This is a genomic window from Enterobacter sichuanensis (assembly GCF_009036245.1).
GTDB lineage: Bacteria > Pseudomonadota > Gammaproteobacteria > Enterobacterales > Enterobacteriaceae > Enterobacter > Enterobacter sichuanensis.
The window spans coordinates 4116046-4142125 of the sequence record NZ_CP027986.1; the positions used below are offsets into that span (position 1 = coordinate 4116046).

26 protein-coding genes and 1 tRNA gene are annotated in these 26080 nt (G+C 55.8%); 9 read left to right on the forward strand and 18 right to left on the reverse strand.

The window, feature by feature from the left end:
* Positions 1–30: 30 nt before the first annotated feature.
* Positions 31–894, reverse strand: coding sequence for a 16S rRNA (cytidine(1402)-2'-O)-methyltransferase (rsmI, locus tag C1N69_RS19915; RefSeq protein ID WP_045284768.1), 864 nt, complete (start codon positions 892–894; stop codon positions 31–33).
* Between the two features lie 60 nt (positions 895–954).
* Here rsmI and C1N69_RS19925 point away from each other — a divergent pair, with 60 nt between their 5' ends.
* Genes C1N69_RS19925 through dolP form a run of 4 tightly spaced genes read left to right on the forward strand, consistent with a single transcriptional unit; the run spans position 955 to position 4664 of the window.
* Positions 955–3114, forward strand: coding sequence for a penicillin-binding protein activator (locus C1N69_RS19925; RefSeq protein WP_155031784.1), 2160 nt, complete (start codon positions 955–957; stop codon positions 3112–3114).
* The gene (locus C1N69_RS19930; RefSeq protein WP_025756731.1) at positions 3072–3467 is read left to right on the forward strand and encodes a YraN family protein; all 396 of its coding nucleotides are present in this window, start codon (positions 3072–3074) and stop codon (positions 3465–3467) included. Before C1N69_RS19925 ends, C1N69_RS19930 begins: the two co-directional genes overlap by 43 nt.
* 21 nt (positions 3468–3488) lie before the next feature.
* Positions 3489–4079 carry a DnaA initiator-associating protein DiaA gene (gene diaA, locus C1N69_RS19935; protein ID WP_003861754.1) on the forward strand — a complete coding sequence of 197 codons (591 nt, stop codon included), beginning with the start codon at positions 3489–3491 and terminating at the stop codon, positions 4077–4079.
* 9 nt (positions 4080–4088) lie between these two features.
* Entirely contained in the window at positions 4089–4664 is a 576-nt protein-coding gene (gene dolP / locus C1N69_RS19940; RefSeq protein ID WP_025756730.1) for a division/outer membrane stress-associated lipid-binding lipoprotein, read from the forward strand.
* Between the two features lie 48 nt (positions 4665–4712).
* On the opposite strand, the gene C1N69_RS19945 is transcribed toward dolP, so the two are convergent.
* Complete coding sequence (locus tag C1N69_RS19945; RefSeq protein ID WP_104556955.1) at positions 4713–5750, reverse strand: permease; 1038 nt, start codon at positions 5748–5750, stop codon at positions 4713–4715.
* Positions 5751–5790: 40 nt separating this feature from the next.
* Complete coding sequence (locus tag C1N69_RS19950) at positions 5791–6435, reverse strand: NAD(P)H-binding protein (RefSeq protein ID WP_155031785.1); 645 nt, start codon at positions 6433–6435, stop codon at positions 5791–5793.
* Positions 6436–6563: 128 nt separating this feature from the next.
* Here C1N69_RS19950 and C1N69_RS19955 point away from each other — a divergent pair, with 128 nt between their 5' ends.
* Positions 6564–7082: a type 1 glutamine amidotransferase domain-containing protein gene (locus C1N69_RS19955; RefSeq protein WP_025756727.1), complete on the forward strand. Its 519-nt coding sequence runs from the start codon at positions 6564–6566 to the stop codon at positions 7080–7082.
* Here the strand turns inward: C1N69_RS19955 and C1N69_RS19960 are convergent.
* The gene (locus tag C1N69_RS19960) at positions 7062–7496 is read right to left on the reverse strand and encodes a YhbP family protein (protein WP_025756726.1); all 435 of its coding nucleotides are present in this window, start codon (positions 7494–7496) and stop codon (positions 7062–7064) included. The genes C1N69_RS19955 and C1N69_RS19960 overlap by 21 nt on opposite strands.
* A gap of 14 nt (positions 7497–7510) precedes the next feature.
* Here C1N69_RS19960 and C1N69_RS19965 point away from each other — a divergent pair, with 14 nt between their 5' ends.
* A complete protein-coding gene (locus C1N69_RS19965; protein ID WP_141237599.1) occupies positions 7511–7840 on the forward strand; it encodes a GIY-YIG nuclease family protein in 330 nt (109 codons plus the stop codon).
* Here C1N69_RS19965 and C1N69_RS19970 read toward each other — a convergent pair.
* Together C1N69_RS19970 and ubiT are read right to left on the reverse strand one after the other, a co-directional pair.
* A complete protein-coding gene (locus C1N69_RS19970) occupies positions 7827–8330 on the reverse strand; it encodes a GNAT family N-acetyltransferase (RefSeq protein ID WP_025756724.1) in 504 nt (167 codons plus the stop codon). The genes C1N69_RS19965 and C1N69_RS19970 overlap by 14 nt on opposite strands.
* On the reverse strand, positions 8324–8848 hold the full coding sequence (gene ubiT, locus C1N69_RS19975; RefSeq protein ID WP_025756723.1) for a ubiquinone anaerobic biosynthesis accessory factor UbiT: 525 nt from the start codon (positions 8846–8848) through the stop codon (positions 8324–8326). Before ubiT ends, C1N69_RS19970 begins: the two co-directional genes overlap by 7 nt.
* 211 nt (positions 8849–9059) lie before the next feature.
* Here ubiT and ubiU point away from each other — a divergent pair, with 211 nt between their 5' ends.
* From ubiU to C1N69_RS19990, 3 genes are all read left to right on the forward strand, one after another.
* Positions 9060–10055: a ubiquinone anaerobic biosynthesis protein UbiU gene (gene ubiU / locus C1N69_RS19980; protein WP_059385413.1), complete on the forward strand. Its 996-nt coding sequence runs from the start codon at positions 9060–9062 to the stop codon at positions 10053–10055.
* A gap of 7 nt (positions 10056–10062) precedes the next feature.
* Positions 10063–10941, forward strand: coding sequence for a U32 family peptidase (locus tag C1N69_RS19985; protein WP_155031786.1), 879 nt, complete (start codon positions 10063–10065; stop codon positions 10939–10941).
* Positions 10942–11019: 78 nt separating this feature from the next.
* Entirely contained in the window at positions 11020–12027 is a 1008-nt protein-coding gene (locus C1N69_RS19990) for a luciferase-like monooxygenase (RefSeq protein WP_047959535.1), read from the forward strand.
* 85 nt (positions 12028–12112) lie between these two features.
* Here C1N69_RS19990 and mtr read toward each other — a convergent pair whose 3' ends face one another.
* The 12 genes from mtr to C1N69_RS20050 form a co-directional block, all read right to left on the reverse strand.
* Positions 12113–13357 carry a tryptophan permease gene (mtr, locus tag C1N69_RS19995; RefSeq protein ID WP_155031787.1) on the reverse strand — a complete coding sequence of 415 codons (1245 nt, stop codon included), beginning with the start codon at positions 13355–13357 and terminating at the stop codon, positions 12113–12115.
* Positions 13358–13499: 142 nt separating this feature from the next.
* Positions 13500–15395: a DEAD/DEAH family ATP-dependent RNA helicase gene (locus C1N69_RS20000; protein ID WP_025756718.1), complete on the reverse strand. Its 1896-nt coding sequence runs from the start codon at positions 15393–15395 to the stop codon at positions 13500–13502.
* The gene (yrbN, locus tag C1N69_RS23185; protein WP_100122156.1) at positions 15388–15468 is read right to left on the reverse strand and encodes a protein YrbN; all 81 of its coding nucleotides are present in this window, start codon (positions 15466–15468) and stop codon (positions 15388–15390) included. The genes C1N69_RS20000 and yrbN overlap by 8 nt, the downstream gene beginning before the upstream one ends.
* 107 nt (positions 15469–15575) lie before the next feature.
* On the reverse strand, positions 15576–16460 hold the full coding sequence (nlpI, locus tag C1N69_RS20010) for a lipoprotein NlpI (RefSeq protein WP_013098912.1): 885 nt from the start codon (positions 16458–16460) through the stop codon (positions 15576–15578).
* A 108-nt stretch (positions 16461–16568) separates the two neighbouring features.
* The gene (gene pnp / locus C1N69_RS20015; RefSeq protein ID WP_025756716.1) at positions 16569–18707 is read right to left on the reverse strand and encodes a polyribonucleotide nucleotidyltransferase; all 2139 of its coding nucleotides are present in this window, start codon (positions 18705–18707) and stop codon (positions 16569–16571) included.
* Between the two features lie 242 nt (positions 18708–18949).
* Complete coding sequence (gene rpsO / locus C1N69_RS20020; protein ID WP_003861789.1) at positions 18950–19219, reverse strand: 30S ribosomal protein S15; 270 nt, start codon at positions 19217–19219, stop codon at positions 18950–18952.
* A 154-nt stretch (positions 19220–19373) separates the two neighbouring features.
* The gene (truB, locus tag C1N69_RS20025) at positions 19374–20324 is read right to left on the reverse strand and encodes a tRNA pseudouridine(55) synthase TruB (protein WP_025756715.1); all 951 of its coding nucleotides are present in this window, start codon (positions 20322–20324) and stop codon (positions 19374–19376) included.
* Positions 20324–20728: a 30S ribosome-binding factor RbfA gene (gene rbfA, locus C1N69_RS20030; protein ID WP_003024988.1), complete on the reverse strand. Its 405-nt coding sequence runs from the start codon at positions 20726–20728 to the stop codon at positions 20324–20326. The genes truB and rbfA overlap by 1 nt, the downstream gene beginning before the upstream one ends.
* 102 nt (positions 20729–20830) lie before the next feature.
* Positions 20831–23521 (reverse strand): translation initiation factor IF-2, encoded by a 2691-nt coding sequence (infB, locus tag C1N69_RS20035; RefSeq protein WP_025756714.1) that lies wholly within the window; start codon positions 23519–23521, stop codon positions 20831–20833.
* Positions 23522–23545: 24 nt separating this feature from the next.
* A complete protein-coding gene (nusA, locus tag C1N69_RS20040) occupies positions 23546–25048 on the reverse strand; it encodes a transcription termination factor NusA (RefSeq protein ID WP_003861798.1) in 1503 nt (500 codons plus the stop codon).
* A 28-nt stretch (positions 25049–25076) separates the two neighbouring features.
* Positions 25077–25529, reverse strand: coding sequence for a ribosome maturation factor RimP (gene rimP, locus C1N69_RS20045; RefSeq protein ID WP_014833432.1), 453 nt, complete (start codon positions 25527–25529; stop codon positions 25077–25079).
* Between the two features lie 207 nt (positions 25530–25736).
* Positions 25737–25813: transfer RNA gene (locus C1N69_RS20050), tRNA-Met, on the reverse strand.
* Between the last annotated feature and the right edge of the window lie 267 nt (positions 25814–26080).

Consider the following 26080-nt stretch of genomic DNA (forward strand, 5'->3'; position numbering starts at 1 on the left):
CCGTCACCCGGCAAAAAAATTCGCAGGGGATTACTCCCCCTGCTGCTCCAGCGCATACTTATAGAGCGCATTTTTCTTCACGCCGTGGATCTCCGCCGCCAGTGCCGCCGCTTTCTTAAGCGGCAGTTCTGCCTGCAGCAGCGCCAGCGTGCGCAGCGCGTCGGCAGGCAGCGCGTCTTCTTGCGCTTTGTGCCCTTCGACAATAAGCACCATCTCACCCTTGCGGCGGTTCTCATCTTCCTTCACCCATGCCAGCAGTTCGCCCACCGGCGCGCCGTGAATGGTCTCCCAAGTTTTGGTCAGCTCGCGCGCCAGCACCACGTAGCGACCTTCGCCCCAGACGGTCACCATGTCTTCCAGGCTCTCCAGCAGGCGATGCGTAGATTCGTAAAAAATCAGGGTACGCGGTTCCGCTTCCAGATCCTTCAGCACGTCACGCCGGCCTTTGGATTTGGCAGGAAGAAAGCCTTCATAGCAGAAACGGTCGGACGGCAGACCCGCGGCGCTCAGCGCAGCAATGGCAGCGCACGGCCCCGGCAGCGGCACAACGCGAATACCGGCTTCACGACAGGTACGCACCAGGTGATAGCCAGGGTCGTTAATCAGCGGCGTACCGGCGTCGGAGACGAGGGCAATGTTCTGCCCTTCCTTCAGCTTCGCCACCAGCGTTTCGGCTTTTTGTTGCTCATTGTGATCGTGCAGGGCAAACAGACGGGCGTTAATCGCGAAATGTTGAAGCAGTAAACCGGTGTGTCGGGTATCTTCAGCGGCAATTAAATCAACAGTTTGCAATACGGTCAGCGCACGTTGGGTAATATCAGATAAATTCCCGATAGGAGTAGGTACAATATAAAGCTGGCCTTGAGAATTATCTGCCGTTTCGTGTTGTTTCATTGTTTCGTCCGTATTGCCGTTTTAATATTGAGCATTGCGTAAAAAATCACTGGATACAGTATGGTACCGTTAACGTTTCTTCGAAAAAAAGCCACGCGCAGCGTGCCGCTTCTGCTGGCAGCCCTGATCTTTGCAGGCTGTGGCACTCAGGCACCTGACCAGAGCACAGCCCATCTTCAGGGGTCTGCTCAGGCTGATTCTGGCTTTTATCTGCAACAAATGTCGCAGAGTTCAAATGATACCAGGATCAACTGGCAATTACTCGCCATTCGTGCACTGCTGAAAGAGGGGAAAACCCAGCAGGCCGCCGAGCTGTTCAACCAGTTGCCGAACGATCTTAACGACACCCAGCGCCGTGAGCAGAGCCTGCTCTCCGCCGAGCTGAAAGTCGCACTGAAAGATTACGCCGCCGCGAAGAAGATCCTCGGCGACATCGACGTGAGCGCGCTGGATAAAAATCAGCAGGCCCGTTTCTGGCAGACGGGCATTACCGCTGAACAGGGACGCCCTTCCCTGACGCTGCTGCGTGCGCTGATTGCCCAGGAGCCGCTGCTTGGCGGTGCGGATAAGCAGAAAAATATCGATGCCACCTGGCAGGCGCTTGCCTCTATGACCCAGGAACAGGCTCAGGCGCTGGTCATCAACGCGGATGAAAACGTGCTGCAGGGCTGGCTGGATCTGCAGCAGATGTGGTTTAACAACCGCAGCGATCCAAAAATGCTGAAAGCCGGTATTACCGACTGGCAGACACGCTACCCGCAGAACCCGGGCGCGAAAATGCTGCCCACTCAGTTGGTTAACGTGCAGAACTTTAAGCCTGCCTCCACCAGCAAAATCGCCCTGCTTCTGCCGTTAAACGGCCAGGCGGCGGTATTTGGCCGTACCATTCAGCAGGGCTTTGAAGCGGCGAAGAACGGTACCACGCCCGTGACCGGCAGCGCAGTGCCCGCCCAGGCCGCACAGGCGGCGAACGTGAGCGACGTTGTCAGCCCTTCCGCCGCGGAGACCAGCGACCTGACCACAGCGCAAACCCCGGCGCAGGGCACGATGCAAAACCCGGTGACGGCCCCGACAACGCCTCCAGCCGCGACGCCAGAGCCAGCCACGCCGGCTCAGGCGCCGGCAGAGACACAAGCCGCGCCGACCACGGCGCCCGCGACAGCGGAACAGCCTCAGTCGCAGACCACTCAGCCCACCGCTCAACCTGCCGCTCAGCCGCAGGCCGTGGCAACCGCCAGCGCTAACCCTGGCGCTGAGCTGAAAATCTATGACACCAGCTCGCAACCGCTTGATCAGGTTCTGGCGCAGGTTCAACAGGACGGTGCCAGCATCGTTGTCGGCCCGCTGCTGAAAAATAACGTGGAAGAGCTGATGAAGAGCAACACCACGCTGAACGTGCTGGCGCTCAACCAGCCTGAGCAGGTGCAGAACCGGGCCAATATCTGCTACTTCGCGCTCTCACCGGAAGATGAAGCCCGCGACGCGGCGCGTCATATTCACGAGCAGGGCAAACAGGCTCCACTGCTGCTCATCCCACGCAGCACGCTGGGCGATCGCGTGGCCAATGCTTTTGCCGATGAGTGGCAGAAGCTGGGTGGTGGCGTGGTGCTGCAGCAGAAATTCGGTTCCGTCTCTGAACTGCGCGCGGGCGTAAACGGCGGGGCAGGCATTGCGCTTAACGGTAGCCCGGTCACCGCGAGCCTGCCGCAGCAGCAGGGGGTGACCATTGGCGGTCTGACGATCCCTGCCCCACCAACTGACGCGCAGATTAGCGGCGGCGGTAAAGTGGATGCAGCCTATATCGTTGCCACGCCACAGGAGATCGCCTTTATCAAACCGATGATCGCGATGCGTAACGGCAGCCAGAGTGGCGCAACGCTCTATGCCAGCTCCCGCAGCGCGCAGGGCACCGCAGGTCCGGATTTCCGCCTGGAGATGGACGGTCTGCAGTACAGCGAAATCCCGATGCTGGCTGGCAGCAACCCGGCGCTGATGCAGCAGGCGCTGGGCGCGGTGCGTAACGATTACTCGCTGGCGCGTCTGTATGCGATGGGTGTCGATGCCTGGGCGCTGGCGAACCACTTTACCCAGATGCGTCAGGTACCGGGTTTTGAGCTTAACGGCAACACCGGCGATCTGACCGCGACTCAGGACTGCGTGATCAACAGGAAGTTATCATGGCTCAAATACCAGCAGGGGCAAATCGTCCCGGCCAGTTAAGCCGTAAAGAGACCGGCGACGCATGGGAATTAAAGGCGCGTCGCTGGCTTGAAGGCAAAGGACTGCGCTTTATCGCCGCTAACGTTCGCGGACGTGGCGGCGAAATCGATCTGATCATGAAAGAGGGTCAGGTGATTGTGTTTGTCGAAGTCCGCTTTCGACAGTCCTCCCGTTTTGGCGGTGCTGCCGCCAGCGTGACGCTCGCCAAACAACATAAATTATTACAGACTGCCCACTTGTGGCTTGCCCGCCATAATGGGAGTTTTGATACTGTGGATTGCCGGTTCGATGTGATAGCCTTCACCGGAAATGAGATCGAATGGCTTAAAAACGCTTTTGGCGAAGACGCATAATTAAGATTTAAAAGGGATAACGTGCTCGAAAGAATTAAAGTGTGCTTCACAGAAAGCATCCAGACTCAGATTGCCGCGGCGGAAGCCCTTCCGGATGCTATCTCTCGTGCCGCAATGACGCTGGTGCAATCCCTGCTTAACGGCAACAAAATCCTCTGTTGTGGCAATGGGACTTCCGCCGCCAACGCACAGCATTTTGCTGCCAGCATGATCAATCGTTTTGAAACAGAACGCCCCAGTTTACCTGCCATTGCACTTAATACCGATAATGTGGTCTTAACAGCGATTGCTAACGATCGTCTGCATGACGAAATTTACGCAAAGCAGGTGCGCGCTCTGGGTCATGCCGGAGATGTGCTGCTGGCCATTTCCACGCGCGGCAATAGCCGGGATATTGTTAAAGCCGTTGAAGCCGCCGTCACCCGCGACATGACTATTGTGGCCTTAACCGGCTATGACGGGGGGGAGCTGGCGGGTCTGCTGGGGCCGCAGGATGTGGAAATCCGCATTCCGTCTCACCGGAGCGCACGCATTCAGGAGATGCATATGCTCACGGTGAACTGCTTATGTGATTTGATCGATAACACGCTTTTCCCTCACCAGGATGATTAAGGAGTTCTTATGAAGGCTTTATCGACCCTCGCAGTCCTTATGTCTGCATTACTGCTTCAGGGATGTATCGCTGCGGCCGTTGTGGGTACCGCCGCAGTCGGCACCAAAGCGGCAACCGATCCACGTACTGTGGGTACGCAGGTGGATGACGGTACGCTGGAGCTGCGCGTTAACAGTGCGCTGTCGAAAGATGAACAAATCAAGAAAGAAGCGCGTATCAACGTGACGGCTTATCAGGGCAAAGTGCTGCTGGCAGGCCAGGCGCCGAACATGGAACTCGCCTCTCGCGCTAAACAAATTGCGATGGGTGTTGAAGGAACCACTGAAGTCTTTAACGAAGTGCGCCAGGGCAAACCCATTGGTCTGGGTGAGGCCTCGTCCGATACCTGGATTACCACCAAAGTGCGTTCCCAGTTGTTGGGCTCGGATCAGGTCAAATCTTCCAACGTGAAAGTGACGACGGAAAACGGTGAAGTGTTCCTGCTGGGTCTGGTGACCGACCGTGAAGGGAAAGCGGCGGCCGATATCGCCAGCCGGGTGAGCGGCGTGAAACACGTCACCACCGCGTTTACTTACATTAAGTAATCCACACCCGACTCCACGCCCGGTAAGCGCTAGCGCCACCGGGCTTTTTTACATCAGCGCCAGACTCCCCACTATCACCCCACTCAACGCCACCAGTCCCGCGGTGAGCCACAGCGCTTTCGCCGGGAATGACTTACGCAGCATGATGAGTGACGGCAGGCTGATGGCAGGCAGGGTAATGAGCAGCGCCAGTGCTGGCGCGGTACCCATACCAGCCAGCATCATGGTCTGTACAATGGGAATTTCGGCGGCCGTCGGGATAACAAACAGGCAGCCTGCAACGGCCATCGCAATCACCCACATCAGCGTGTTGTCGATAGCACCATCCGCATGCGGGAACAGCCAGACGCGCGCCGCCCCGAGAACCAGTACCGCCAGGATATAGACCGGGATAGTGCTCCAGAAAAGCTGCCATAGCGCCTTGCCCCAGCGTGCGAAAAAACCACCCTGCGGCTCGCTGACGTCCAGCTCAACGGACGCAGGCTCGACGGCAGTATCCTTCACCCATTTTTGCACCAGCGTCGCCACCACCAGCACAGTCAGCAACCCGGCCACCAGACGGATGAACGCGAAATGCCAGCCCAGCACAAAGCCCATAAACACCAGCGTTGCTGGGTTGAGCAGCGGGTTGCCCATCCAGAACGCCAGCGCACCGCCCATCGACACGCGCTGGCGACGCATCCCTGCGGCCACCGGTGCGGCACAGCAGGAGCACATCATGCCCGGCAGGGAGAAAACCGTCCCCAGCAGCGTGCCCTGAAAGCGCGGCTGGCCCAGGGTTTTGATCAACCAGTGACGCGGGATCAGCACCTGTATCAGCGAGCCCAGAATGACGCCTAAAACGGCCGCTTTCCAGACGGCAAGGAAATAGACCATGGCGTAATCCCACGCCGCCCGCAGCGGGCTGGCATCAGCCTGCGCGAGAATAGATTTTCCGATGCTGTGTGTTTCGGCGGCAGTGAAGGCTTTGCCGTAGTACGGCTGCCATTTCACATACCAGAGTCCAACAAGGACCACGAGAAAGAAGAGTGCGGGCTTCCACCATTGAACAGGTGTTGCCGCCTGAGATGAAGACTGACCAGTCATAGCATTCCCCGGAGAGTATTAGGTAATTAGCCGGGGGAGTTTACGCCTCGCCCTGTGCGATTTCACGCAGTTTTGCCGACGGGATAATGTTCACCCCTTCTTTCGAAGGAGATAACGCCTCTTTCAGCATCGTGCGCGCCACATCCCGCGCTTCAATTGATTTCCAGTTTCCGGGAAGAATGCGGAACAGCGGTGCGAAGATTGACTCATTAAAACGCCGTTCGTCCCGGTGTCCCAGCAGCATGGAGGGACGAACAATCGTCAGGTACTCCCATTTCTGGGCAATCAGCGCCTCTTCCATTTTGCCCTTCACCTTGTTGTAGAAAAAGGGCGATCCGGCGCTGGCCCCCAGCGAGCTGACCACCAGGAAATGTTTGGCCCCCAGCCTTTTGGCGGTGAGCGCCGTATCAATCACCAGCGTGTAGTCCGCATGCACAAACGCCTCCTTACTGCCCGCCTCACGCCGGGTCGTGCCAAGACAACAAAAGGCGATCTCAATCGGATCCTGCATCTGCGCCAGCGCGTCAGTCAGCTGCGGGTCGTGGGGGTTAAAGACGCCGGAGACGTCGGCGAGCGGTCGTCGCGTCGGGGCGGCGATGTAATTCACGCGACGATCCTGAATCAGCAGGCGCAGCAAATGTCCGCCCACCAGCCCGGTTGCGCCTGTTATCAGTACCTGGCTCATCTTCTCCCCTTTACAGAATTGTCCGTTTGCGAACTCGTCGTGGTCGACCACACTTAGAAGTCTGTTACAGGTAAGTATTTACCACAAGCGGAGAAAAATCAGTCTGAAGCCAAAACAACGGAGGAAGCATGGGCAAGAAAATCGCAGTCTTGATTACCGACGAGTTTGAAGATTCAGAATTTACCTCTCCTGCAGAGGCGTTCCGCAAGGCGGGACATGAAGTGATCACCATTGAGAAAGAAGCGGGCAAAACGGTGAAAGGCCATAAGGGCGAGGCCAGCGTGACCATCGACGAGACTATCGATAACGTCAGCCCCTCTGATTTTGACGCCCTGCTGTTACCCGGCGGCCACTCGCCGGACACCCTGCGCGGGGACGAGCGCTTCGTGACCTTTACCCGGGACTTTGTCTCTACCGGCAAACCTGTCTTTGCCATCTGTCACGGCCCGCAGCTGCTGATCAGCGCGGAGGTGGTACGCGGTCGTAAGCTCACGGCGGTGAAACCGATCGTTATCGATCTGAAAAACGCGGGGGCCGAGTTTTACGATCAGGAGGTGGTCAACGACAAAGACCAGCTGATCACCAGCCGGACCCCGGACGATCTCCCGGCGTTTAACCGCGAAGCGCTACGCCTGCTCGGCGCGTAACCAGTGCAGCTTCTTGCCAAAGCCCAGGGTGTTGTCGGTAAATTTCAGCTCATCGAGGCGGATTTCCCACACCGGGGCTTTTAGCGCAGCGGCAACCGGAAAGCGGCGCGTGTAGTGCTTACGACGCGCGTCGCTCTCTTCTCCATCCAGACGACGGATTTCCCCTTTAAACTGCACCCCACGGATCAGCGCGACCGTTTTAGGCTGACCATTCACCGTGCCCGCGACTTTTGCCTGCTGGCCGGTCATCTGCGCATGACGCGTTTTGTCTTCGCTCATGACGTAAAACGCGACGCGCTCAGGATCGTAGTAGTAAAACGCGTTTGCGCACCACATTTCTCCCTCGTGGTATACGCACCAGGTGACGACATGCTGCTTCGCCAGCCAGCGGTTAATGGCGGCCAGTGTTTCCATTTTCGCTCTCTCTCATGCTATGGTGCGGTCACCTTAACATACTGAATCTTTTTACCGTGTGCTGGTTTCTTTATCTTGTCCGAACCGCTGATAATACCCTCTACACCGGGATCACCACCGATGTGGCGCGGCGTTTTTTACAACATCAAACGGGGAAAGGCGCAAAGGCGCTGCGGGGGAAAGGGGAATTGCAGCTGGCATTTTCAGCCGCCGTGGGCGAGCGTTCCCTGGCGCTGAGGCTGGAATACCGCATTAAACAGCTGACGAAGCGCCAGAAAGAGCGCCTCGTGACCGGAGACGGCTCTTTTGAGGCGCTACGCGAGAGCCTGCTTAAAAGCGATTAAAATGGTCGTGGTACTCTACCAGGCCATGCACGCCGTTGAGCGCGTCGTCCGCCAGACGATGAACCTGGAAGGCGGATTCGGTGCCCGGCCAGCGGCAGCGAAGATCGTAATGCGCGGCCTGTTCAAAGCCTAAACGGCCATAAAACGCGGGATCGCCCAGCGTGACAACGGCCGCGTAACCGAACTCATTCAGTGAATCCAGCCCTTCATAGACCAGCTGGCGCGCCAGCCCCTGCCCGCGATAGCTTTCATCTACCGCCAGCGGTGCCATTCCTACCCACTGGAGCTCTTCGCCCTGAACGCTGACCGGACTGAAGGCCACATAGCCCACCACCTGACCTTCGTCATCGGTGGCAACCAGCCCCAGCGTAATCAGGCCGTCTTCGCGGAGATCGTGGACCAGTTGGGCTTCGGCATCGCTCTCAAAAGAACGTCGCAGCAACGCATCAATCCCCGGCGCATCAATCCCAATTTCGACTCGAATCAGCATGGCTCACCTACTGAAGTGTGTTTACTGTCCGGCGGGGTTGTCAGCCCGGCCTCAACGAAATCTGCCATTTGCATTAACATCACGCGCAGCGCTTTCGGCATCTGCTCCAGCTCAATGGCATCCATTAAATTTTTCACGTACAGGCCCAGCTCCGTATCGCCTTCAATCACCAGACGGCGCTGGAAGAAGAGCGTATCCGGATCCTGCTTACGCGCGGCAATCATCAGCAGATCGCTGGCGTTGGCGCTGAAGCTCACGTCCGCGTCAGCGGATTCGCGTACGATCAGCTGGTCATTCTCAACCGAGGTAAACCAGCGCAGCCCGATGTCACGCACGTCGATGCTTAACCAGCGTCCTTCCAGGAACTCCAGCTCGCCATCCTGCAACGCCTGACGGAACTGCCAGCTCAGGACCTGCTCCAGCACCTGACGTTTAAGCGCGAACGGCGCCAGTTTTACCGGCACGCTCAGCATTGATGGACCAAATTGTACGAGACGTGAACGCAGTTTATCCAGCACGAGCTTTACTCCCTGATAGCTATAGTCCCGCTATTTTGCCATATCCGGCACATAACATAGCGGCGTAAATCAACAAACCGTCGTCCGGTGACGCTCATTATTGGTGCCATCAATACGCCATTAGCTGCCTTAAATCAAAAATTGTCGCGTATGGGTTAATTAAAATCCCAGCTCGTTAACATTTTTGCGATCGACTACATCAGGATAAATTATGGAGCTGCTCTGCCCTGCCGGAAACCTTCCGGCGCTTAAGGCGGCCATCGAAAATGGGGCCGATGCGGTCTATATCGGGCTGAAAGATGATACTAACGCCCGCCATTTTGCTGGCCTCAACTTTACGGAGAAAAAGCTTCAGGAAGCCGTTAACTTCGTTCACCAGCACCGCCGCAAACTGCACATCGCCATTAATACCTTTGCCCATCCTGACGGCTACGCCCGCTGGCAGCGCGCGGTGGATATGGCCGCACAGCTGGGAGCCGATGCGCTGATTCTGGCCGACCTCGCCATGCTTGAGTATGCGGCAGAACGCTATCCCCATATTGAGCGCCACGTCTCTGTTCAGGCATCTGCCACCAACGAAGAGGCCGTACGTTTTTATCACCGAAACTTTGACGTAGCCCGCGTGGTGCTGCCGCGCGTACTCTCTATTCATCAGGTTAAGCAACTCGCGCGCGTCACGCCAGTGCCGCTGGAAGTTTTTGCCTTTGGCAGCCTGTGCATCATGGCTGAAGGCCGTTGTTATCTCTCCTCCTATTTAACCGGTGAATCACCCAATACCGTCGGGGCCTGCTCCCCTGCCCGCTTTGTTCGCTGGCAGCAAACACCGCAGGGGCTGGAGTCTCGTCTGAATGAGGTGCTGATCGACCGCTATCAGGACGGCGAAAATGCCGGTTATCCAACCCTCTGTAAAGGGCGCTATCTGGTCGACGGCCAGCGTTACCACGCGCTGGAAGAGCCCACCAGCCTCAACACGCTGGCGCTGCTGCCGGAACTGCTGGCGGCCAATATTGCCTCGGTGAAAATCGAAGGTCGCCAGCGCAGCCCGGCCTACGTGAGCCAGGTTGCGAAAGTCTGGCGTCAGGCCATCGACCGCTGCATGGCGGACCCGCAGCACTACGCCCCGCAGCCGGCATGGATGGAGACGCTGGGGTCGATGTCTGAAGGCACGCAAACCACGCTGGGCGCGTATCACCGTAAATGGCAGTGAGAAAATCATGAAATATTCATTAGGGCCCGTACTCTACTACTGGCCAAAAGAGACGCTGGAAGACTTTTATCAACAGGCCGCCAGCAGCAGCGCCGATGTGATTTACCTCGGCGAAGCGGTGTGCAGCAAGCGCCGGGCCACCAAAGTGGGCGACTGGCTGGAGATGGCGAAAACCCTCGCCGGAAGCGGCAAACAGGTGGTGCTTTCGACGCTCGCCCTGGTACAGGCCGCTTCTGAACTGGGCGAGCTAAAGCGCTACGTGGAGAACGGCGAGTTCCTGCTGGAAGCGAGCGATCTCGGCGTGGTGAACATGTGCGCCGAACGCAGGCTGCCGTTTGTCGCGGGTCATGCGCTGAACTGCTATAACGCCGTGACCCTGCGCCTGTTGCTGAAACAGGGAATGACGCGCTGGTGCATGCCGGTTGAGCTCTCCCGCGACTGGCTGGCAAACCTGCTCACGCAGTGCGAAGAGCTGGGCATTCGCAACAAGTTTGAAGTGGAAGTGCTGAGCTACGGGCATCTGCCGCTGGCCTATTCCGCCCGCTGCTTTACCGCGCGCTCGGAAGACCGTCCGAAAGACGAGTGCGAAACCTGCTGCATTAAGTACCCGAACGGGCGCAGCATGCTGTCGCAGGAGAATCAGCAGGTGTTTGTCCTGAACGGCATTCAGACCATGAGCGGCTATGTCTATAACCTCGGCAACGAGTTGGCGTCGATGGACGGGCTGGTAGACATGGTGCGTTTATCCCCTCTGGATACGGGTGTGTTCGCCATGCTGGATGCCTTCCGCGCCAATGAAAACGGTGCCGCGCCGCTGGCGCTGCAGGCTAACAGCGACTGCAACGGCTACTGGCGACGTCTCGCCGGGCTGGAGCTGCAGGCGTAAAAAAGGCTCACTTTGTTAACAACGGTTATCATTTTTTAATGCACTATTAATGATTGACCGTCGACAAAGTGAGCTGTTATGACTGACAAAACCCTTCCGTTTTCGGTGCTGGATCTGGCGCCGATCCCTCAAGGCTCCTCGGCACGAGAAGCCTTTTCGCACTCGCTCGATCTCGCTCAACTGGCCGAAAAACGTGGCTATCACCGTTACTGGCTGGCCGAGCACCACAACATGGTCGGCATCGCCAGTGCGGCAACCTCGGTTCTGATTGGCTATCTGGCGGCAAATACGACCACCCTGCACCTGGGATCCGGCGGCGTGATGCTGCCTAACCACGCCCCGCTGGTGATTGCCGAGCAGTTTGGCACGCTGAATACGCTCTATCCGGGCCGTATAGATTTAGGGCTTGGCCGTGCGCCGGGGAGTGACCAGCCCACCATGCGCGCCCTGCGCCGCCATATGAGCGGCGATATCGACAACTTCCCACGCGACGTGGCGGAACTGGTGGACTGGTTCGATGCGCGAGACCCGAACCCGCACGTGCGCCCGGTACCCGGTTATGGTGAGAAGATCCCGGTCTGGCTTTTAGGCTCAAGTCTGTATAGCGCGCAGCTTGCCGCACAGCTGGGGCTGCCGTTTGCGTTTGCCTCGCACTTCGCGCCGGATATGCTGCATCAGGCGCTGCATCTTTACCGCACCCATTTCAAACCGTCTGAGCGTCTGGAGAAACCGTACGCGATGGTGTGTATCAACATCATTGCCGCCGACAGCAATCGCGACGCGGAATTCCTGTTTACCTCCATGCAGCAGGCGTTTGTGAAGCTGCGTCGTGGTGAGACGGGCCAGCTTCCGCCGCCAGTGGAAAATATGCATCAGCTCTGGTCAGCCTCCGAGCAGTATGGTGTTCAACAGGCGCTGAGCATGTCACTGGTGGGTGATAAAGCGAAGGTGCGTCACGGGCTGGAAGCGGTGCTGCGTGAGACTCAGGCCGATGAGATTATGGTTAACGGCCAGATCTTCGATCACCAGGCGCGTTTGCACTCCTTTGAGCTGGCGATGCAGGTGAAAGAGGAGCTGGTAGGGTAGCCCTTTTGCCCGGTGGCGCTTCGCTTACCGGGCCTACGGGATCGCGTAGGCCGGATAAGGCGTAGCCGCCATCCGGCACAAAAACTTACTGATACACAGGCAACAGGTTAAAACTCGACAGCACGTGAACCAGCGCGTTACCCACCCCAAATACCAGAATCAGTACAATCATCGGTTTGCCGCCCCAGACGCGGAATTTAGGGCTGCCGAAGCGTTTACGTGATTTGCGGGCCAGCAGCGCCGGCACAATTGCCGCCCAGATGGTCGCCGCCAGACCGGCATAGCCGATGGCGTACAGGAAGCCGTTCGGCCACAGCAGGCCACCCGCGACTGGAGGCAGGAAGGTCAGTAACGCAGTTTTGAAGCGACCCATCGCGGAGTCATCGAAGCCAAACAGATCCGCCAGGTAGTCAAACAGGCCCACTGTCACGCCGAGGAACGAGCTCGCCACCGCAAAGTTAGAGAAGATAACCAGCAGCAGATCCAGGCTACGGCTGTTCAGAACGCCACTCAGCGCCTGCACCAGCACATCAATGTTACCGCCCTTCTGCGCAATGCCAATAAATTCCGGACGCGGGATGTTGCCCATGGTTCCCAGCAGCCAGATGACATACAGCCCCAGTGCCAGCAGCGTACCGTAGACCAGACATTTCACGATAGTGCGCGGATCTTTGCCGTAGTACTTCATCAGGCTCGGCACATTACCGTGGTAGCCAAACGAGGCCAGACAGAACGGCAGTGTCATCAGCAGATACGGCGTATACGAGGTGTTCACCTCGGCGACATTAAACAGCGTTGCCGGCGTTACGTGCCCCAGCAGGCTGCCGAACGTCAGGAAGAAGGTGATCACCTTTGCGCCCAGTACAATGGCCGTCATCCGGCTCACCGCTTTGGTACTCATCCAGACGATAAACGCCACGCCCAGTGCAAAGCACAATCCTGCCAGACGCGCCGGAACATTCAGCGACATCTCCGAGAAGGTGTGATGCAGAATCGAGCCGCTCGCCGAAATGTAGGCGTAGGTCAGGATGTACAGGACAAACGCGATGGAGAGTCCATTGACCAGGTTCCAGCCTTTGCCTAACAGATCTTTGGTGATGGTGTCGAAGCTCGCGCCAATGCGGTAGTTCAGGTTGGCTTCGAGGATCATCAGCCCGGAATGAAGCATACAGAACCAGGTAAAGACCAGCGCGGCCAGCGACCAGAAGAACCACGCACCGGACATGACCACGGGCAGGGAAAACATCCCGGCACCTATAATGGTTCCGCCGATGATCACCACGCCGCCAAGCAGCGAAGGTGACGTTTGGGTGGTGGTTAGTGTCGCCATACAGCCTTTTCTCCAGTCAATCATGCGGTTCTGCATTTTAATGTGACGCACTGTACCAGTACAAGAGTACAAAGGGAATAAAAAAAGCCCCGATAGCGTCTATCGGGGCTGTATATTTTACTTTACGTCAGAAGTGCAAGGCTTACGCGTCACCGAAACGACGACGGCTGGTGCCTTCTTCACGACGTGGGCCACGGTTTTCGCGACGCTCGCCGGAGAAACGACGACCTTCACCACCGCGACCTTCGCTGCGACCGCCTTCACGACGCTCGCCACCGAAACCGCGGCCGCCGCCACGACGTTCGCCGCCACGGTCAGGACGTGGCTGTGCATCGCCCAGCAGCTGCATGTTCATCGGCTTGTTCAGGATGCGGGTACGCGTAAAGTGCTGCAGTACTTCACCCGGCATACCTTTTGGCAGCTCAATGGTAGAGTGAGATGCGAACAGCTTGATGTTACCGATGTAACGGCTGCTGATGTCGCCTTCGTTGGCGATCGCGCCAACGATGTGACGCACTTCAACGCCATCATCACGGCCCACTTCAATGCGGTACAGCTCCATATCACCCGCATCGCGACGTTCACGACGTGGACGGTCTTCACCACCACGCTCTGGACGGTCGCCACGTGGGCCACGATCGTTACGGTCGCCACGACGTTCGAAGCGATCGTCACGGTCACGGAATTCACGCTTAGGACGCATCGGTGCATCTGGCGGCACGATCAGGCTACGTTCGCCCTGCGCCATCTTCAGCAGTGCTGCTGCCAGGGTTTCCATATCCAGCTCTTCGCCTTCAGCAACAGGCTGGATCTGGGACAGCAGCGCACGGTACTGATCCAGATCGCTGCTTTCCAGCTGCTGCTGGACTTTCGCGGCGAACTTTTCCAGACGGCGTTTGCCCAGCAGCTCTGCGTTTGGCAGATCGGCTTCTGGGATGGTCAGCTTCATGGTGCGTTCGATATTACGCAGCAAACGACGCTCGCGGTTCTCAACGAACAGCAGCGCACGGCCCGCACGACCCGCACGACCGGTACGACCGATACGGTGAACGTAAGACTCGGAATCCATCGGGATGTCGTAGTTAACCACCAGGCTGATACGCTCAACGTCCAGGCCACGTGCTGCCACGTCGGTTGCAATCAGGATATCCAGACGACCGTCTTTCAGACGCTCCAGCGTCTGCTCACGCAGGGCCTGGTTCATATCGCCGTTCAGCGCTGCGCTGTTGTAGCCGCTACGCTCCAGGGCTTCAGCCACTTCCAGGGTCGCGTTTTTGGTACGAACGAAGATGATCGCCGCATCAAAATCTTCCGCTTCCAGGAAACGTACCAGCGCTTCGTTTTTGCGCATGCCGTACACAGACCAGTAGCTCTGGCTGATGTCCGGGCGAGTCGTCACGCTGGACTGAATACGCACTTCCTGCGGCTCTTTCATGAAGCGGCGGGTAATGCGACGGATAGCTTCAGGCATGGTGGCAGAGAACAGCGCGGTCTGATGACCGTCCGGGATCTGCGCCATGATGGTTTCAACGTCTTCGATGAAGCCCATACGCAGCATTTCATCGGCTTCGTCCAGTACCAGACCGCTCAGTTTAGAGAGATCCAGCGTACCGCGCTTCAGGTGATCCAGCAGACGGCCCGGCGTACCGACAACAATCTGTGGGCCCTGGCGCAGGGCGCGTAACTGCACGTCATAACGCTGGCCGCCGTACAGGGCTACCACGTTTACGCCGCGCATATGTTTAGAGAATTCCGTCATGGCTTCAGCAACCTGAACAGCCAGTTCACGGGTTGGAGCCAGGACGAGGATCTGCGGTGCACGCAGGTCCGGATCAATGTTGTTCAGCAGCGGCAGCGAGAACGCTGCAGTTTTACCGCTACCAGTCTGGGCCATGCCCAGCACGTCACGACCAGAAAGCAGGTGTGGGATACACTCAGCCTGGATCGGAGATGGTTTTTCGTAACCCAGATCGTTAAGGGCTTCAAGGATAGGAGCCTTCAGGCCCAGATCTGCAAAAGTGGTTTCGAATTCAGCCATGTAGTACGAGTGCCTCAATGTCAATGGCGGCCAGTCTACTTAGCTCATCGTGAAAATGATTAGCAATTTTCATTGAAAAGTGTGAACCGGCTCAAAGTAGGTGTATTGACGAACAACAACGCCCTCACCAGTTAAGGTGATGGCAATCAAAAGATTACGGGCTGATGTTTATGTCGTCAGCTATTGCTGGTCCGATTCTGCCAGGTCGTCTTGCTCCTGGCCCAAGAGCGATAATTCCAACAATGCATAACGGTGCTCAACGAAGTTGTGTACGTTGTTAGCAACCGCTAATTTGAACAGTGCCGTAGCGCTGTCCTTATCCCCCAGACTTAGGTAGTACTTACCTAAATAGAAGTTGGTTTCACTGAGATGCTCAGCGAGCGAGGTGTTATCCGTTGCGTCCGCCTTGAGGCGTTCCATCAGCGTTGCTTCGCTAATGTTGCCCAGGTAGAACTCGACAATGTTCCATCCCCACTGTTCCTTATCCGATTTATCGAAGCGCTGTTTCAGTGCCTCTTTTGCCTGCTTCTCATCGAGCTTCTGCTCAACGATGTAAAGCCACAGGCTACGGAAAGGATCATTAGGATCGTCTTGATAAAACGCCAGCAGATCATCTTGCGCTAACTTATCACGACCGCCGTAATACAATGCGATACCGCGATTCAAGTGCGCGTAGTTGTAAGTTGGATCAAGCTCAAGTACAGAATCAAACGCTTCATAGGCAGCATCAAAATTGCCTGCCTGCGTTAAATAAATGCCTAAGTAATTGAATACTTCAGGCATATCAGGTCGGATAGCCAGCGCTTGTGAAAAATCATTCCGCGCTAATGCCCTCAGACCAAGACTATCATACAACACTCCGCGCTCATATAAAAGCTGTGCGCGTTCGTCATCGGTTAAAGCCCGACTGGCAAGTATTTGTTCCATGCGTGCCAGAATCACTTCCTGCTGCAAAGTCGGTTGCAATGGCACTGCGAGGACTTCGCTCTTACGCCAGGCAGAGTTGCTGCATCCTGCCAGCGTTAAAGCTGTCGCAACGAAACACCAGCGCAAAAAAGGCTTCATTTCCCACTCCCGAAGACAACTATTGGATGAACGTCCTGTCCCCCGGCGGCTTAACAAGGCGTCCTGCCTGATACCAGGCCCTCCGCAAAGCGGAGGGCAAATCGCAACTTACTCGCCTTGCTGTTCTGCAGCCTGTGCTTCAGGCGCAGCAGCTGGCTGAGACTGCTCAGTTGCTTCTTTAATGCTCAGACGGATACGGCCCTGGCGATCAACTTCCAGAACTTTAACCGGTACTTCCTGACCCATCTGCAGGTAATCGGTCACTTTCTCAACGCGCTTGTCAGCGATCTGAGAGATGTGAACCAGACCTTCTTTACCGCCACCGATGGCAACAAATGCGCCAAAGTCAACGATACGGGTCACTTTACCACTGTAGATACGGCCCACTTCGATTTCTGCGGTGATCTCTTCGATGCGACGGATCGCGAATTTCGCTTTCTCGCCGTCGGTTGCTGCGATTTTCACAGTACCGTCATCTTCGATTTCGATCGTGGTGCCCGTCTCTTCGGTCAGCGCACGGATAACGGAACCGCCCTTACCGATAACATCTTTGATCTTGTCTGGATTGATCTTGATGGTGTGAATGCGCGGAGCGAATTCAGAGATATCACCACGCGGCGCGTTAATCGCCTGTTCCATCACGCTCAGGATGTGCAGACGTGCACCTTTAGCCTGGTTCAGAGCAACCTGCATGATCTCTTTGGTGATACCTTCAATTTTGATATCCATCTGCAGCGCAGAGATACCGTCGCGGGAACCCGCCACTTTGAAGTCCATATCGCCCAGGTGGTCTTCGTCGCCCAGAATGTCAGACAGAACAACATAGTTGTCGCCTTCTTTCACCAGACCCATTGCGATACCCGCAACGGCGGCTTTGATTGGCACGCCTGCATCCATCAGCGCCAGAGAGGCACCACATACGGAAGCCATAGAAGAAGAACCGTTGGATTCGGTGATTTCAGAAACCACACGGACGGTGTACGGGAATTTGTCCGCATCTGGCATCACAGCCAGCACACCGCGCTTCGCCAGACGACCGTGACCAATTTCACGACGCTTCGGCGAACCAACCATACCGGTTTCACCAACGGAGTACGGAGGGAAGTTATAGTGGAACAGGAAGCTGTCAGTGCGCTCGCCCATCAGTTCGTCGATGATCTGCGCGTCACGTGCAGTACCCAGCGTCGCAGTTACCAGCGCCTGCGTTTCACCACGGGTGAACAGCGCAGAACCGTGAGTACGTGGCAGCACGCCAGTACGCACATCCAGACCACGGATCATGTCTTTTTCACGGCCATCGATGCGTGGCTCACCTGCCAGCACGCGGCTACGCACCACGTTTTTCTCGATGGCATGCAGAATTTCGCTCAGCTCGTTAGCATCCAGCGTTTCGTCTTCAGCAACCAGCGTGGCGATGGTTTCGTCTTTGATCACGTCAACCTGAGCATAACGCTCCTGTTTGTCAGTGATACGGTAAGCATCGCTCAGGCGAGATTCTGCCAGTGCAGCAACGCGTGCGTTCAGCGCGTCGTTTGCTGCTTCAGGCTGCCAGTCCCAACGTGGTTTACCGGCTTCTTTCACCAGTTCGTTGATGTTCTGAATAACAACCTGCTGCTGGTCGTGGCCGAAGACCACAGCGCCCAGCATCTGGTCTTCGCTCAGCAGTTCAGCTTCGGATTCAACCATCAGCACAGCGGCTTCAGTACCGGCAACCACCAGGTCCAGCTTGCTCTCTTTCAGCTCTTCCTGAGTCGGGTTCAGCACGTACTGGTCGTTGATGTAACCCACGCGCGCCGCACCGATTGGGCCATTGAATGGAATACCAGACAGTGACAGGGCAGCAGATGCACCGATCATCGCAACGATGTCCGGGTTAACCTGTGGGTTAACGGACACAACGGTCGCGATAACCTGAACTTCGTTAACGAAGCCTTCCGGGAACAGCGGACGAACCGGGCGGTCAATCAGACGCGCGATCAGGGTTTCGCCTTCGCTTGGACGGCCTTCACGACGGAAGAAGCCACCCGGGATTTTACCGGCAGCGTAAGTACGCTCCTGGTAGTTAACGGTCAGTGGGAAGAAGTCCTGACCTGGTTTAGCTTTTTTCTGACCCACAACGGTAACGAATACCGCGGTGTCATCCATGCTTACCATAACGGCAGCAGTAGCCTGACGAGCCATCATACCGGTTTCCAGCGTGACGGTATGTTGACCATACTGGAATTTACGAACGATCGGATTCAGCAAAATTCTGTCCTTTCTTAAATGTTTGACAGCACACCACCGGTGTGCTGTCGATTTGACCCGACCTTCTTCGCATCCTCGCGACTAATGACAACCAACACCTCCATGGGTGAAGCCTCTCATTAGCCGCGCGAACCTCTGCAATGAAGATCATTTATAGCAACAATACAATAGTTTCCAGTGAATTGCTGCCGTCTGGTTGAAAAAAGGGGCCATCAGGCCCCCTTTTCTGAAACTCGCAAGACTTAGCGACGCAGACCCAGACGCTCGATCAGCGCGGTGTAGCGTGCAACATCTTTACGTTTCAGGTAGTCGAGCAGTTTACGACGCTGAGAAACCATACGCAGCAGACCACGACGGCTGTGGTGATCTTTTTTGTGCTCTGCAAAGTGACCCTGCAGGTGGTTAATCTGTGCAGTCAGCAGTGCAACCTGAACTTCGGTAGAACCGCTGTCGTTAGTACCACGACCAAACTCAGAAACGATTTTAGCTTTAGCTTCAACGCTTAGAGACATTTTCAAACTCCAAAGTATAAAGAATGTAAGGGTGCCGATCTCTAATTCAGCGACCCCATGTACGCCTCGCGGATTGTTAAACAATTCACCAGGCGTTAAGCGGCGATATTCTACTCGTCTCCCCTGCTTATCGCAAGGTGAGCCGTTATCGCCGTCACGCGTCGACCGGATATTCGACGACCAGACGACGCGGCGCAACGCGCCCTTCGCCATCCATTTCGCCCATTCCGATGAACTTACCGTCGTCACCTTCAGTCACGCGAACCAGCCCTTCCTGCGGCGCTTGCGCCGTACGAACCGGGTTGCCGTTCTTAAAGTAAACGGACGATGTTAAAGGAAGATTAACCACCGGGAAATCCGCAGCCGGGCTATCCATCGGCATCAGCAGAGGATCGAGCAAATCGGCCGGCGCTATCCCCTGCGCGTGTGCCTGTTCAACCAGAGCGTGCAGCTGTTCCAGGGTCACCATCCGCTCAACCGGGTATTTACTGACCGCCAGGCGACGCAGGTAGATCACATGCGCGCCACAGCCCAGCTTCTCGCCCAGGTCATCGATGATGGTACGAATATAGGTGCCTTTCGAACAGTGTACTTCCAGTTCCAGCTCATCACCTTCGTGGCGAATAAAGAGCAGCTCATACACGGTGATCGGACGGGCTTCACGCGGGACGTCGATGCCCTGGCGCGCATATTCGTAGAGTTTTTTTCCCTGATATTTCAGCGCTGAATACATCGATGGCACCTGCATCGTGTCCCCGCGGAAGCTCTCCAGGGCAGCATCAAGCTGTTCCGCGCTGAACGTCACCGGGCGCTCTTCGACCACCTGGCCATCGGCATCGGAGGTATCCGTGCGCTGGCCCAGTTTAGCGATAACACGGTAACGTTTATCGGAGTCGAGCAGGTACTGGGAAAACTTTGTCGCCTCTCCCAGGCAGACCGGCAGCATGCCGGTTGCCAGCGGATCGAGCGCGCCAGTGTGGCCCGCACGGTTGGCGTTGTAAATGCGCTTCACTTTTTGCAGCACGTCGTTGCTGGAAGCGCCCTGGGGTTTATCCAGCAGCAGCACACCATGCACGTCGCGACCACGACGACGAGGACGACTCATCAGTCCTCCTTGCTGTCGTCCGCCGGGTTAACACGACGCTCGTCGTCATGTTTCACCACGCTGGTCACCAGGTTGGACATACGCATCCCTTCAACCAGCGAGTTGTCGTAGAAGAAGGTCAGCTCTGGCACGATACGCAGACGCATTGCTTTGCCGAGCAGAGAGCGGATGAAACCTGACGCTTCCTGCAGCGCTTTAATGCCGTTTTTCACAGCCGCTTCGTCCTGATCGTTCAGGAAAGTGACGAACACCTTGGCATAGGCCAGGTCGCGGGACATTTCTACACCCGACACGGTGGTCATCATGCCGACGCGGGGGTCTTTAATTTCACGTTGCAGAATGAGGGCGATCTCTTTCTGCATTTCCTGCGCGACGCGCTGTGGGCGACCAAACTCTTTCGCCATAATAAATTCTCCAGACAAAAAAGGGGCATTCAAGCCCCTTTTGAAATAGTTGCCGGGTGGCGCTTCGCTTACCCGGCCTACGATCAGCAATCTTAACGAAGATTAAGCGATGGTACGCTGGATTTCGATGATCTCGAACACTTCGATCATATCGCCTACGCGAACGTCGTTGTAGTTCTTCACGCCGATACCACATTCCATGCCGTTACGGACTTCGTTAACGTCATCTTTGAAGCGGCGCAGGGATTCCAGCTCGCCTTCATAGATAACCACGTTATCGCGCAGAACGCGGATTGGGTTGTGACGTTTGATGGTACCTTCGGTAACCATACAGCCCGCGATTGCACCGAATTTCGGTGATTTGAAGACGTCACGTACTTCAGCCAGACCGATGATCTGCTGTTTCAGCTCAGGCGACAGCATACCGCTCATCGCTGCTTTCACTTCGTCGATCAGGTTATAGATGACGGAGTAGTAACGCAGATCCAGGCTTTCTGCTTCGATCACGCGGCGAGCAGAAGCATCAGCACGCACGTTGAAGCCAACCAGGATGGCGTTGGACGCAGCAGCCAGGGTAGCGTCGGTTTCAGTGATACCACCGACACCAGAACCGATGATCTTCACTTTCACTTCGTCAGTCGACAGTTTCAGTAAGGAGTCGGAGATCGCTTCCACAGAGCCCTGAACGTCAGCTTTCAGTACGACGTTCACTTCGTGAACTTCGCCTTCAGCCATGTTCGCGAACATGTTCTCGAGTTTAGATTTCTGCTGACGAGCCAGTTTAACTTCACGGAATTTGCCCTGACGATACAGTGCAACTTCACGCGCTTTCTTCTCGTCACGCACAACGGTCACTTCGTCACCCGCAGCCGGCACACCGGACAGGCCAAGGATTTCCACTGGAATGGACGGACCGGCTTCCAGCACTTCCTGACCCAGTTCGTTACGCATCGCACGCACGCGACCGTATTCGAAACCACACAGAACGATATCGCCTTTATGCAGGGTACCTTCACGAACCAGAACGGTAGCAACCGGGCCACGGCCTTTGTCCAGGAAGGATTCGATAACCGCACCGCTCGCCATACCGTTACGGATGGCTTTCAGCTCCAGAACTTCAGCCTGCAGCAGGATCGCATCCAGCAGATCGTCGATACCGGTACCCGCTTTCGCAGACACGTGTACGAACTGGCTTTCGCCGCCCCACTCTTCCGGCAGGATGCCGTACTGGGACAGTTCGTTTTTAACACGATCCGGATCCGCTTCTGGTTTATCGATCTTGTTCACTGCAACCACAACCGGCACACCCGCCGCTTTCGCGTGCTGGATAGCTTCGATGGTCTGTGGCATCACGCCGTCGTCTGCAGCAACAACCAGAACAACGATATCCGTCGCCTGCGCACCACGAGCACGCATTGAGGTAAACGCGGCGTGGCCTGGGGTATCCAGGAAGGTGATCATGCCGTTGTCAGTTTCTACGTGGTATGCACCGATGTGCTGGGTAATACCACCCGCTTCACCGGAGGCCACTTTCGTAGAACGAATGTAGTCGAGCAGAGAGGTTTTACCGTGGTCAACGTGACCCATGATGGTCACTACCGGTGCGCGCGGTTCTGCCGCAGCACCCGTATCACGGTCGCTCATTACCGCTTCTTCCAGTTCGTTTTCACGACGCAGGATAACTTTGTGGCCCATCTCTTCAGCAACCAGCTGTGCGGTTTCCTGGTCGATCACCTGGTTGATGGTCGCCATGGCGCCCAGTTTCATCATCGCTTTGATGACCTGAGAGCCTTTTACCGCCATTTTGTTTGCCAGTTCGCCAACGGTGATGGTTTCGCCGATCACAACGTCACGGTTAACCGCCTGAGCTGGCTTCTGGAAGCCCTGCTGCAGAGAAGAACCTTTACGCTGTTTACCACCTTTACCGCCACGCACGGCTGCACGCGCTTCTTCACGGTCAGCTTTAGACTCAGCGTGTTTGTTGCCTTTCTTCGCCGGACGCGCTGCTTTCGCATTGCGACCACGGCCACGACCACCTTCTACTTCACGGTCGTTGTCATCTTCAGCCTGACGCGCATGCTGAGAAGTGGTCACGTGATAGTCGCTGGTATCTTCAGACTGCTCAGCGGTATCAACACCGTTCTTCTCGTTTTCTTCTGCCATACGGCGCGCTTCTTCAGCCACACGACGTGCTTCTTCTTCCAGCTTGCGGCGGGCTTCTTCTTCCGCTTTACGCTTCAGCTCGGCAGCTTCATTTTCACGGCGGGCTTTTTCAGCCTGGGCGGTTTTGGTCATTTCGTCTGTCTGTTGATTGCTCACTTTGTCTTTTTCCGCAGCGTCACGCTTCACTTTATCACTTGCGTCGCGTTTCGCTTTTTCTGCGGCCTCACGTTCAGCTTTTAATTCTGCCTCACGTTTGGCGGTTGCTTCCGCTTCACGCTGAGCTTGTTCTTCCGCTTCACGCTGTGCCTGCTCTTCCGCGGCAAGACGTTCTGCCTCTTGCGGATCACGTTTTACAAAGGTGCGCGTCTTGCGGACTTCAATTTGTACCGATTTACTTTTGCCACCGGTACCAGGGATATTCAACGTGCTACGCGTTTTGCGCTGCAGCGTCAGCTTGTCAGGCGTAGAGCCGTGTTCACGGTTCAGGTGCGTTAACAAGGTTTGTTTTTCTTGCGCGGTCACCGAGTCATCAGCGGACTTCGGGATCCCTGCATCAGCAAATTGCTGTACCAGGCGGTCCACGGAGGTCTGAATCTCGGCAGCCAGCGATTTTACAGTTACATCAGTCATGCTGTTCCTTCCTGCTACAGTTTATTACGCTTCGTCGCCGAACCAGCAAATATTACGTGCGGCCATGATGAGCTCGCCGGCTTTCTCGTCGGTTAAACCTTCGATATCAGCCAGGTCATCAACGCCTTGCTCAGCGAGATCTTCCAGCGTACAAACACCACGGGCAGCCAGCTTGAACGCAATCGCACGATCAAGACCTTCCAGATTCAGCAGGTCATCAGCCGGCTTTTTATCGCCAAGGCTTTCTTCCTGAGCCAGTGCCAGGGTGGTCAGTGCGTTTTTAGCGCGTTCACGCAGGGCTTCAACGGTTGGTTCATCCAGACCGTCGATTTCCAGCAGCTCTTTCATTGGCACATAGGCCAGTTCTTCCAGCGTAGAGAAACCTTCTTCAACCAGAACAGTGGCGAAATCTTCGTCAATATCCAGGTATTTAGTGAAGGTATCGATCGCCGCATGGGCTTCAGCCTGATGCTTAGCCTGCAGGTCATCAACGGTCATCACGTTGAGTTCCCAGCCGCTCAGCTGTGACGCCAGACGTACGTTCTGACCGTTACGGCCGATTGCCTGCGCCAGGTTGCCCGCTTCAACAGCGATATCCATAGTGTGTTTGTCTTCGTCAACAACGATAGACGCCACATCAGCTGGAGCCATTGCGTTGATCACGAACTGCGCCGGGTTGTCATCCCACAGAACGATATCAATACGTTCGCCGCCCAGCTCAGTTGAGACTGCCTGGACACGCGCACCACGCATACCGACGCAAGCACCGACCGGGTCGATACGCTTGTCGTTGGTTTTCACCGCAATTTTCGCGCGGGAGCCCGGATCGCGAGCCGCCGCTTTAATTTCGATAACTTCTTCACCGATTTCCGGTACTTCGATACGGAACAGTTCAACCAGCATTTCTGGTTTAGAACGGGTCACGAACAGCTGCGCACCGCGCGCTTCTGGACGGACAGCGTACAGAACACCACGGATACGGTCGCCTGGACGGAAGTTTTCACGCGGCAGCATATCTTCACGCAGGATCACGGCTTCAGCGTTACCCGGCAACCCTTCGGATTTGATCTCCAGGGAGATGTTGTCGCGGTTCACTTTTTTCACCACGCCGGTGATGATTTCGCCTTCCTGATCGCGGAACTGATCGACAACCAGCGCGCGCTCGGCTTCGCGCACTTTCTGCACGATAACCTGCTTGGCGGTCTGGGTAGTGATACGGTCGAAGGTCACAGATTCGATCTGATCTTCAACGTAGTCACCCACGTTCAGACTCTCGTCTTCAAAACGTGCCGCTTCCAGCGTGATCTCTTTGGTCGGCTGGGTCACTTCTTCAACGATTACCCAACGACGGAATGTATCGAAGTCACCGCTTTTACGATCGATTTCTACGCGAACATCGATCTCTTGCTCGTATTTTTTCTTGGTTGCTGTAGCCAGTGCACTTTCCAGCGCTTCGAAAATCTTCTCACGCGGCAGTGATTTCTCGTTGGAGACGGCTTCAACAACAGCCAAAATTTCTTTGTTCATCGCGGGCTTTTCACCTCAATCCAGACTGTTAAAAGTGGGGAACCAGGTTCGCCTTCTGGATATTACTCAGCGCGAACACTTCATCTTTGCCTTCGACTGTCACCGTGATCATTTCACCATCAACGGCTTTGATAATTCCCTGCCATTTACGGCGGTTCTGTACGGCCATACGCAGAACGAGAGCCACTTCTTCACCGGTAAAGCGCACATAGTGCTCGGCCGTGAACATCGGGCGATCGAGGCCAGGTGAGGAAACTTCCAGGTTGTACGCAACGGTAATCGGATCTTCAACATCAAGAACCGCACTCACCTGGTGGCTGACATCAGCACAATCATCAACATTGATGCCATCTTCACTATCAATATAGATGCGCAGCGTCGATGTACGGCCGCGAACGAATTCGATGCCGACCAGTTCGTAGCCCAGTGCTTCGACCGGTGCAGTAATCATCTCTGTTAATTTTTGCTCTAATGTGGACAAGCCCACCCCCAAGACATAAAAAAAGGGCGTAAAGCCCAGTTATTCTGTAGTCAGATAACAAAAAACCCCGATAAATCGGGGCTTTAGATAACTGAACCCTATAGCCACAACTGTGGCCTGGAGCACTCTCCGAAAGAAATTTTTCAAATCCAGCTACGAAGGCTCTAAGTCTTCACAGTATATTTGAAAAAGAACTTTATGGGAAAGTGGTTGCGGGGGCCGGATTTGAACCGACGACCTTCGGGTTATGAGCCCGACGAGCTACCAGGCTGCTCCACCCCGCGCCTGAAACGTGGCAAATTCTACGCGTTTTGGACAGAATTTGCAAATAATGCTGGGATTTGGTACCGAAGACGGGACGTAAAACCGGCGTTTAGTATATTGATAGTTGCCCCAACCTGTCAAGGTGACATCAGCCAGACAGAACAGACCAAAATTTTTACAAAAAACGCACGAGTCTCTTCCGGTCTTCGCCAAAAGATGATTAAATGAATACTCACTTATTTTGCATAAAAATGCACAAGAGAGCGAAAGCGGTCTCTAATCAGTCA

Excerpts from the sequence above, each read along its gene's own strand:
- rsmI (WP_045284768.1), bottom strand. The coding sequence starts at position 894 with ATGAAACAACACGAAACGGCAGATAATTCTCAAGGCCAGCTTTATATT.
- C1N69_RS19925 (WP_155031784.1), top strand. The coding sequence starts at position 955 with ATGGTACCGTTAACGTTTCTTCGAAAAAAAGCCACGCGCAGCGTGCCG.
- C1N69_RS19930 (WP_025756731.1), top strand. The coding sequence starts at position 3,072 with ATGGCTCAAATACCAGCAGGGGCAAATCGTCCCGGCCAGTTAAGCCGT.
- dolP (WP_025756730.1), top strand. The coding sequence starts at position 4,089 with ATGAAGGCTTTATCGACCCTCGCAGTCCTTATGTCTGCATTACTGCTT.
- C1N69_RS19945 (WP_104556955.1), bottom strand. The coding sequence starts at position 5,750 with ATGACTGGTCAGTCTTCATCTCAGGCGGCAACACCTGTTCAATGGTGG.
- C1N69_RS19950 (WP_155031785.1), bottom strand. The coding sequence starts at position 6,435 with ATGAGCCAGGTACTGATAACAGGCGCAACCGGGCTGGTGGGCGGACAT.
- C1N69_RS19955 (WP_025756727.1), top strand. The coding sequence starts at position 6,564 with ATGGGCAAGAAAATCGCAGTCTTGATTACCGACGAGTTTGAAGATTCA.
- C1N69_RS19960 (WP_025756726.1), bottom strand. The coding sequence starts at position 7,496 with ATGGAAACACTGGCCGCCATTAACCGCTGGCTGGCGAAGCAGCATGTC.
- C1N69_RS19965 (WP_141237599.1), top strand. The coding sequence starts at position 7,511 with ATGCTATGGTGCGGTCACCTTAACATACTGAATCTTTTTACCGTGTGC.
- C1N69_RS19970 (WP_025756724.1), bottom strand. The coding sequence starts at position 8,330 with ATGCTGATTCGAGTCGAAATTGGGATTGATGCGCCGGGGATTGATGCG.
- ubiU (WP_059385413.1), top strand. The coding sequence starts at position 9,060 with ATGGAGCTGCTCTGCCCTGCCGGAAACCTTCCGGCGCTTAAGGCGGCC.
- C1N69_RS19985 (WP_155031786.1), top strand. The coding sequence starts at position 10,063 with ATGAAATATTCATTAGGGCCCGTACTCTACTACTGGCCAAAAGAGACG.
- C1N69_RS19990 (WP_047959535.1), top strand. The coding sequence starts at position 11,020 with ATGACTGACAAAACCCTTCCGTTTTCGGTGCTGGATCTGGCGCCGATC.
- mtr (WP_155031787.1), bottom strand. The coding sequence starts at position 13,357 with ATGGCGACACTAACCACCACCCAAACGTCACCTTCGCTGCTTGGCGGC.
- C1N69_RS20000 (WP_025756718.1), bottom strand. The coding sequence starts at position 15,395 with ATGGCTGAATTCGAAACCACTTTTGCAGATCTGGGCCTGAAGGCTCCT.
- yrbN (WP_100122156.1), bottom strand. The coding sequence starts at position 15,468 with ATGAAAATTGCTAATCATTTTCACGATGAGCTAAGTAGACTGGCCGCC.
- nlpI (WP_013098912.1), bottom strand. The coding sequence starts at position 16,460 with ATGAAGCCTTTTTTGCGCTGGTGTTTCGTTGCGACAGCTTTAACGCTG.
- rpsO (WP_003861789.1), bottom strand. The coding sequence starts at position 19,219 with ATGTCTCTAAGCGTTGAAGCTAAAGCTAAAATCGTTTCTGAGTTTGGT.
- truB (WP_025756715.1), bottom strand. The coding sequence starts at position 20,324 with ATGAGTCGTCCTCGTCGTCGTGGTCGCGACGTGCATGGTGTGCTGCTG.
- rbfA (WP_003024988.1), bottom strand. The coding sequence starts at position 20,728 with ATGGCGAAAGAGTTTGGTCGCCCACAGCGCGTCGCGCAGGAAATGCAG.
- infB (WP_025756714.1), bottom strand. The coding sequence starts at position 23,521 with ATGACTGATGTAACTGTAAAATCGCTGGCTGCCGAGATTCAGACCTCC.
- nusA (WP_003861798.1), bottom strand. The coding sequence starts at position 25,048 with ATGAACAAAGAAATTTTGGCTGTTGTTGAAGCCGTCTCCAACGAGAAA.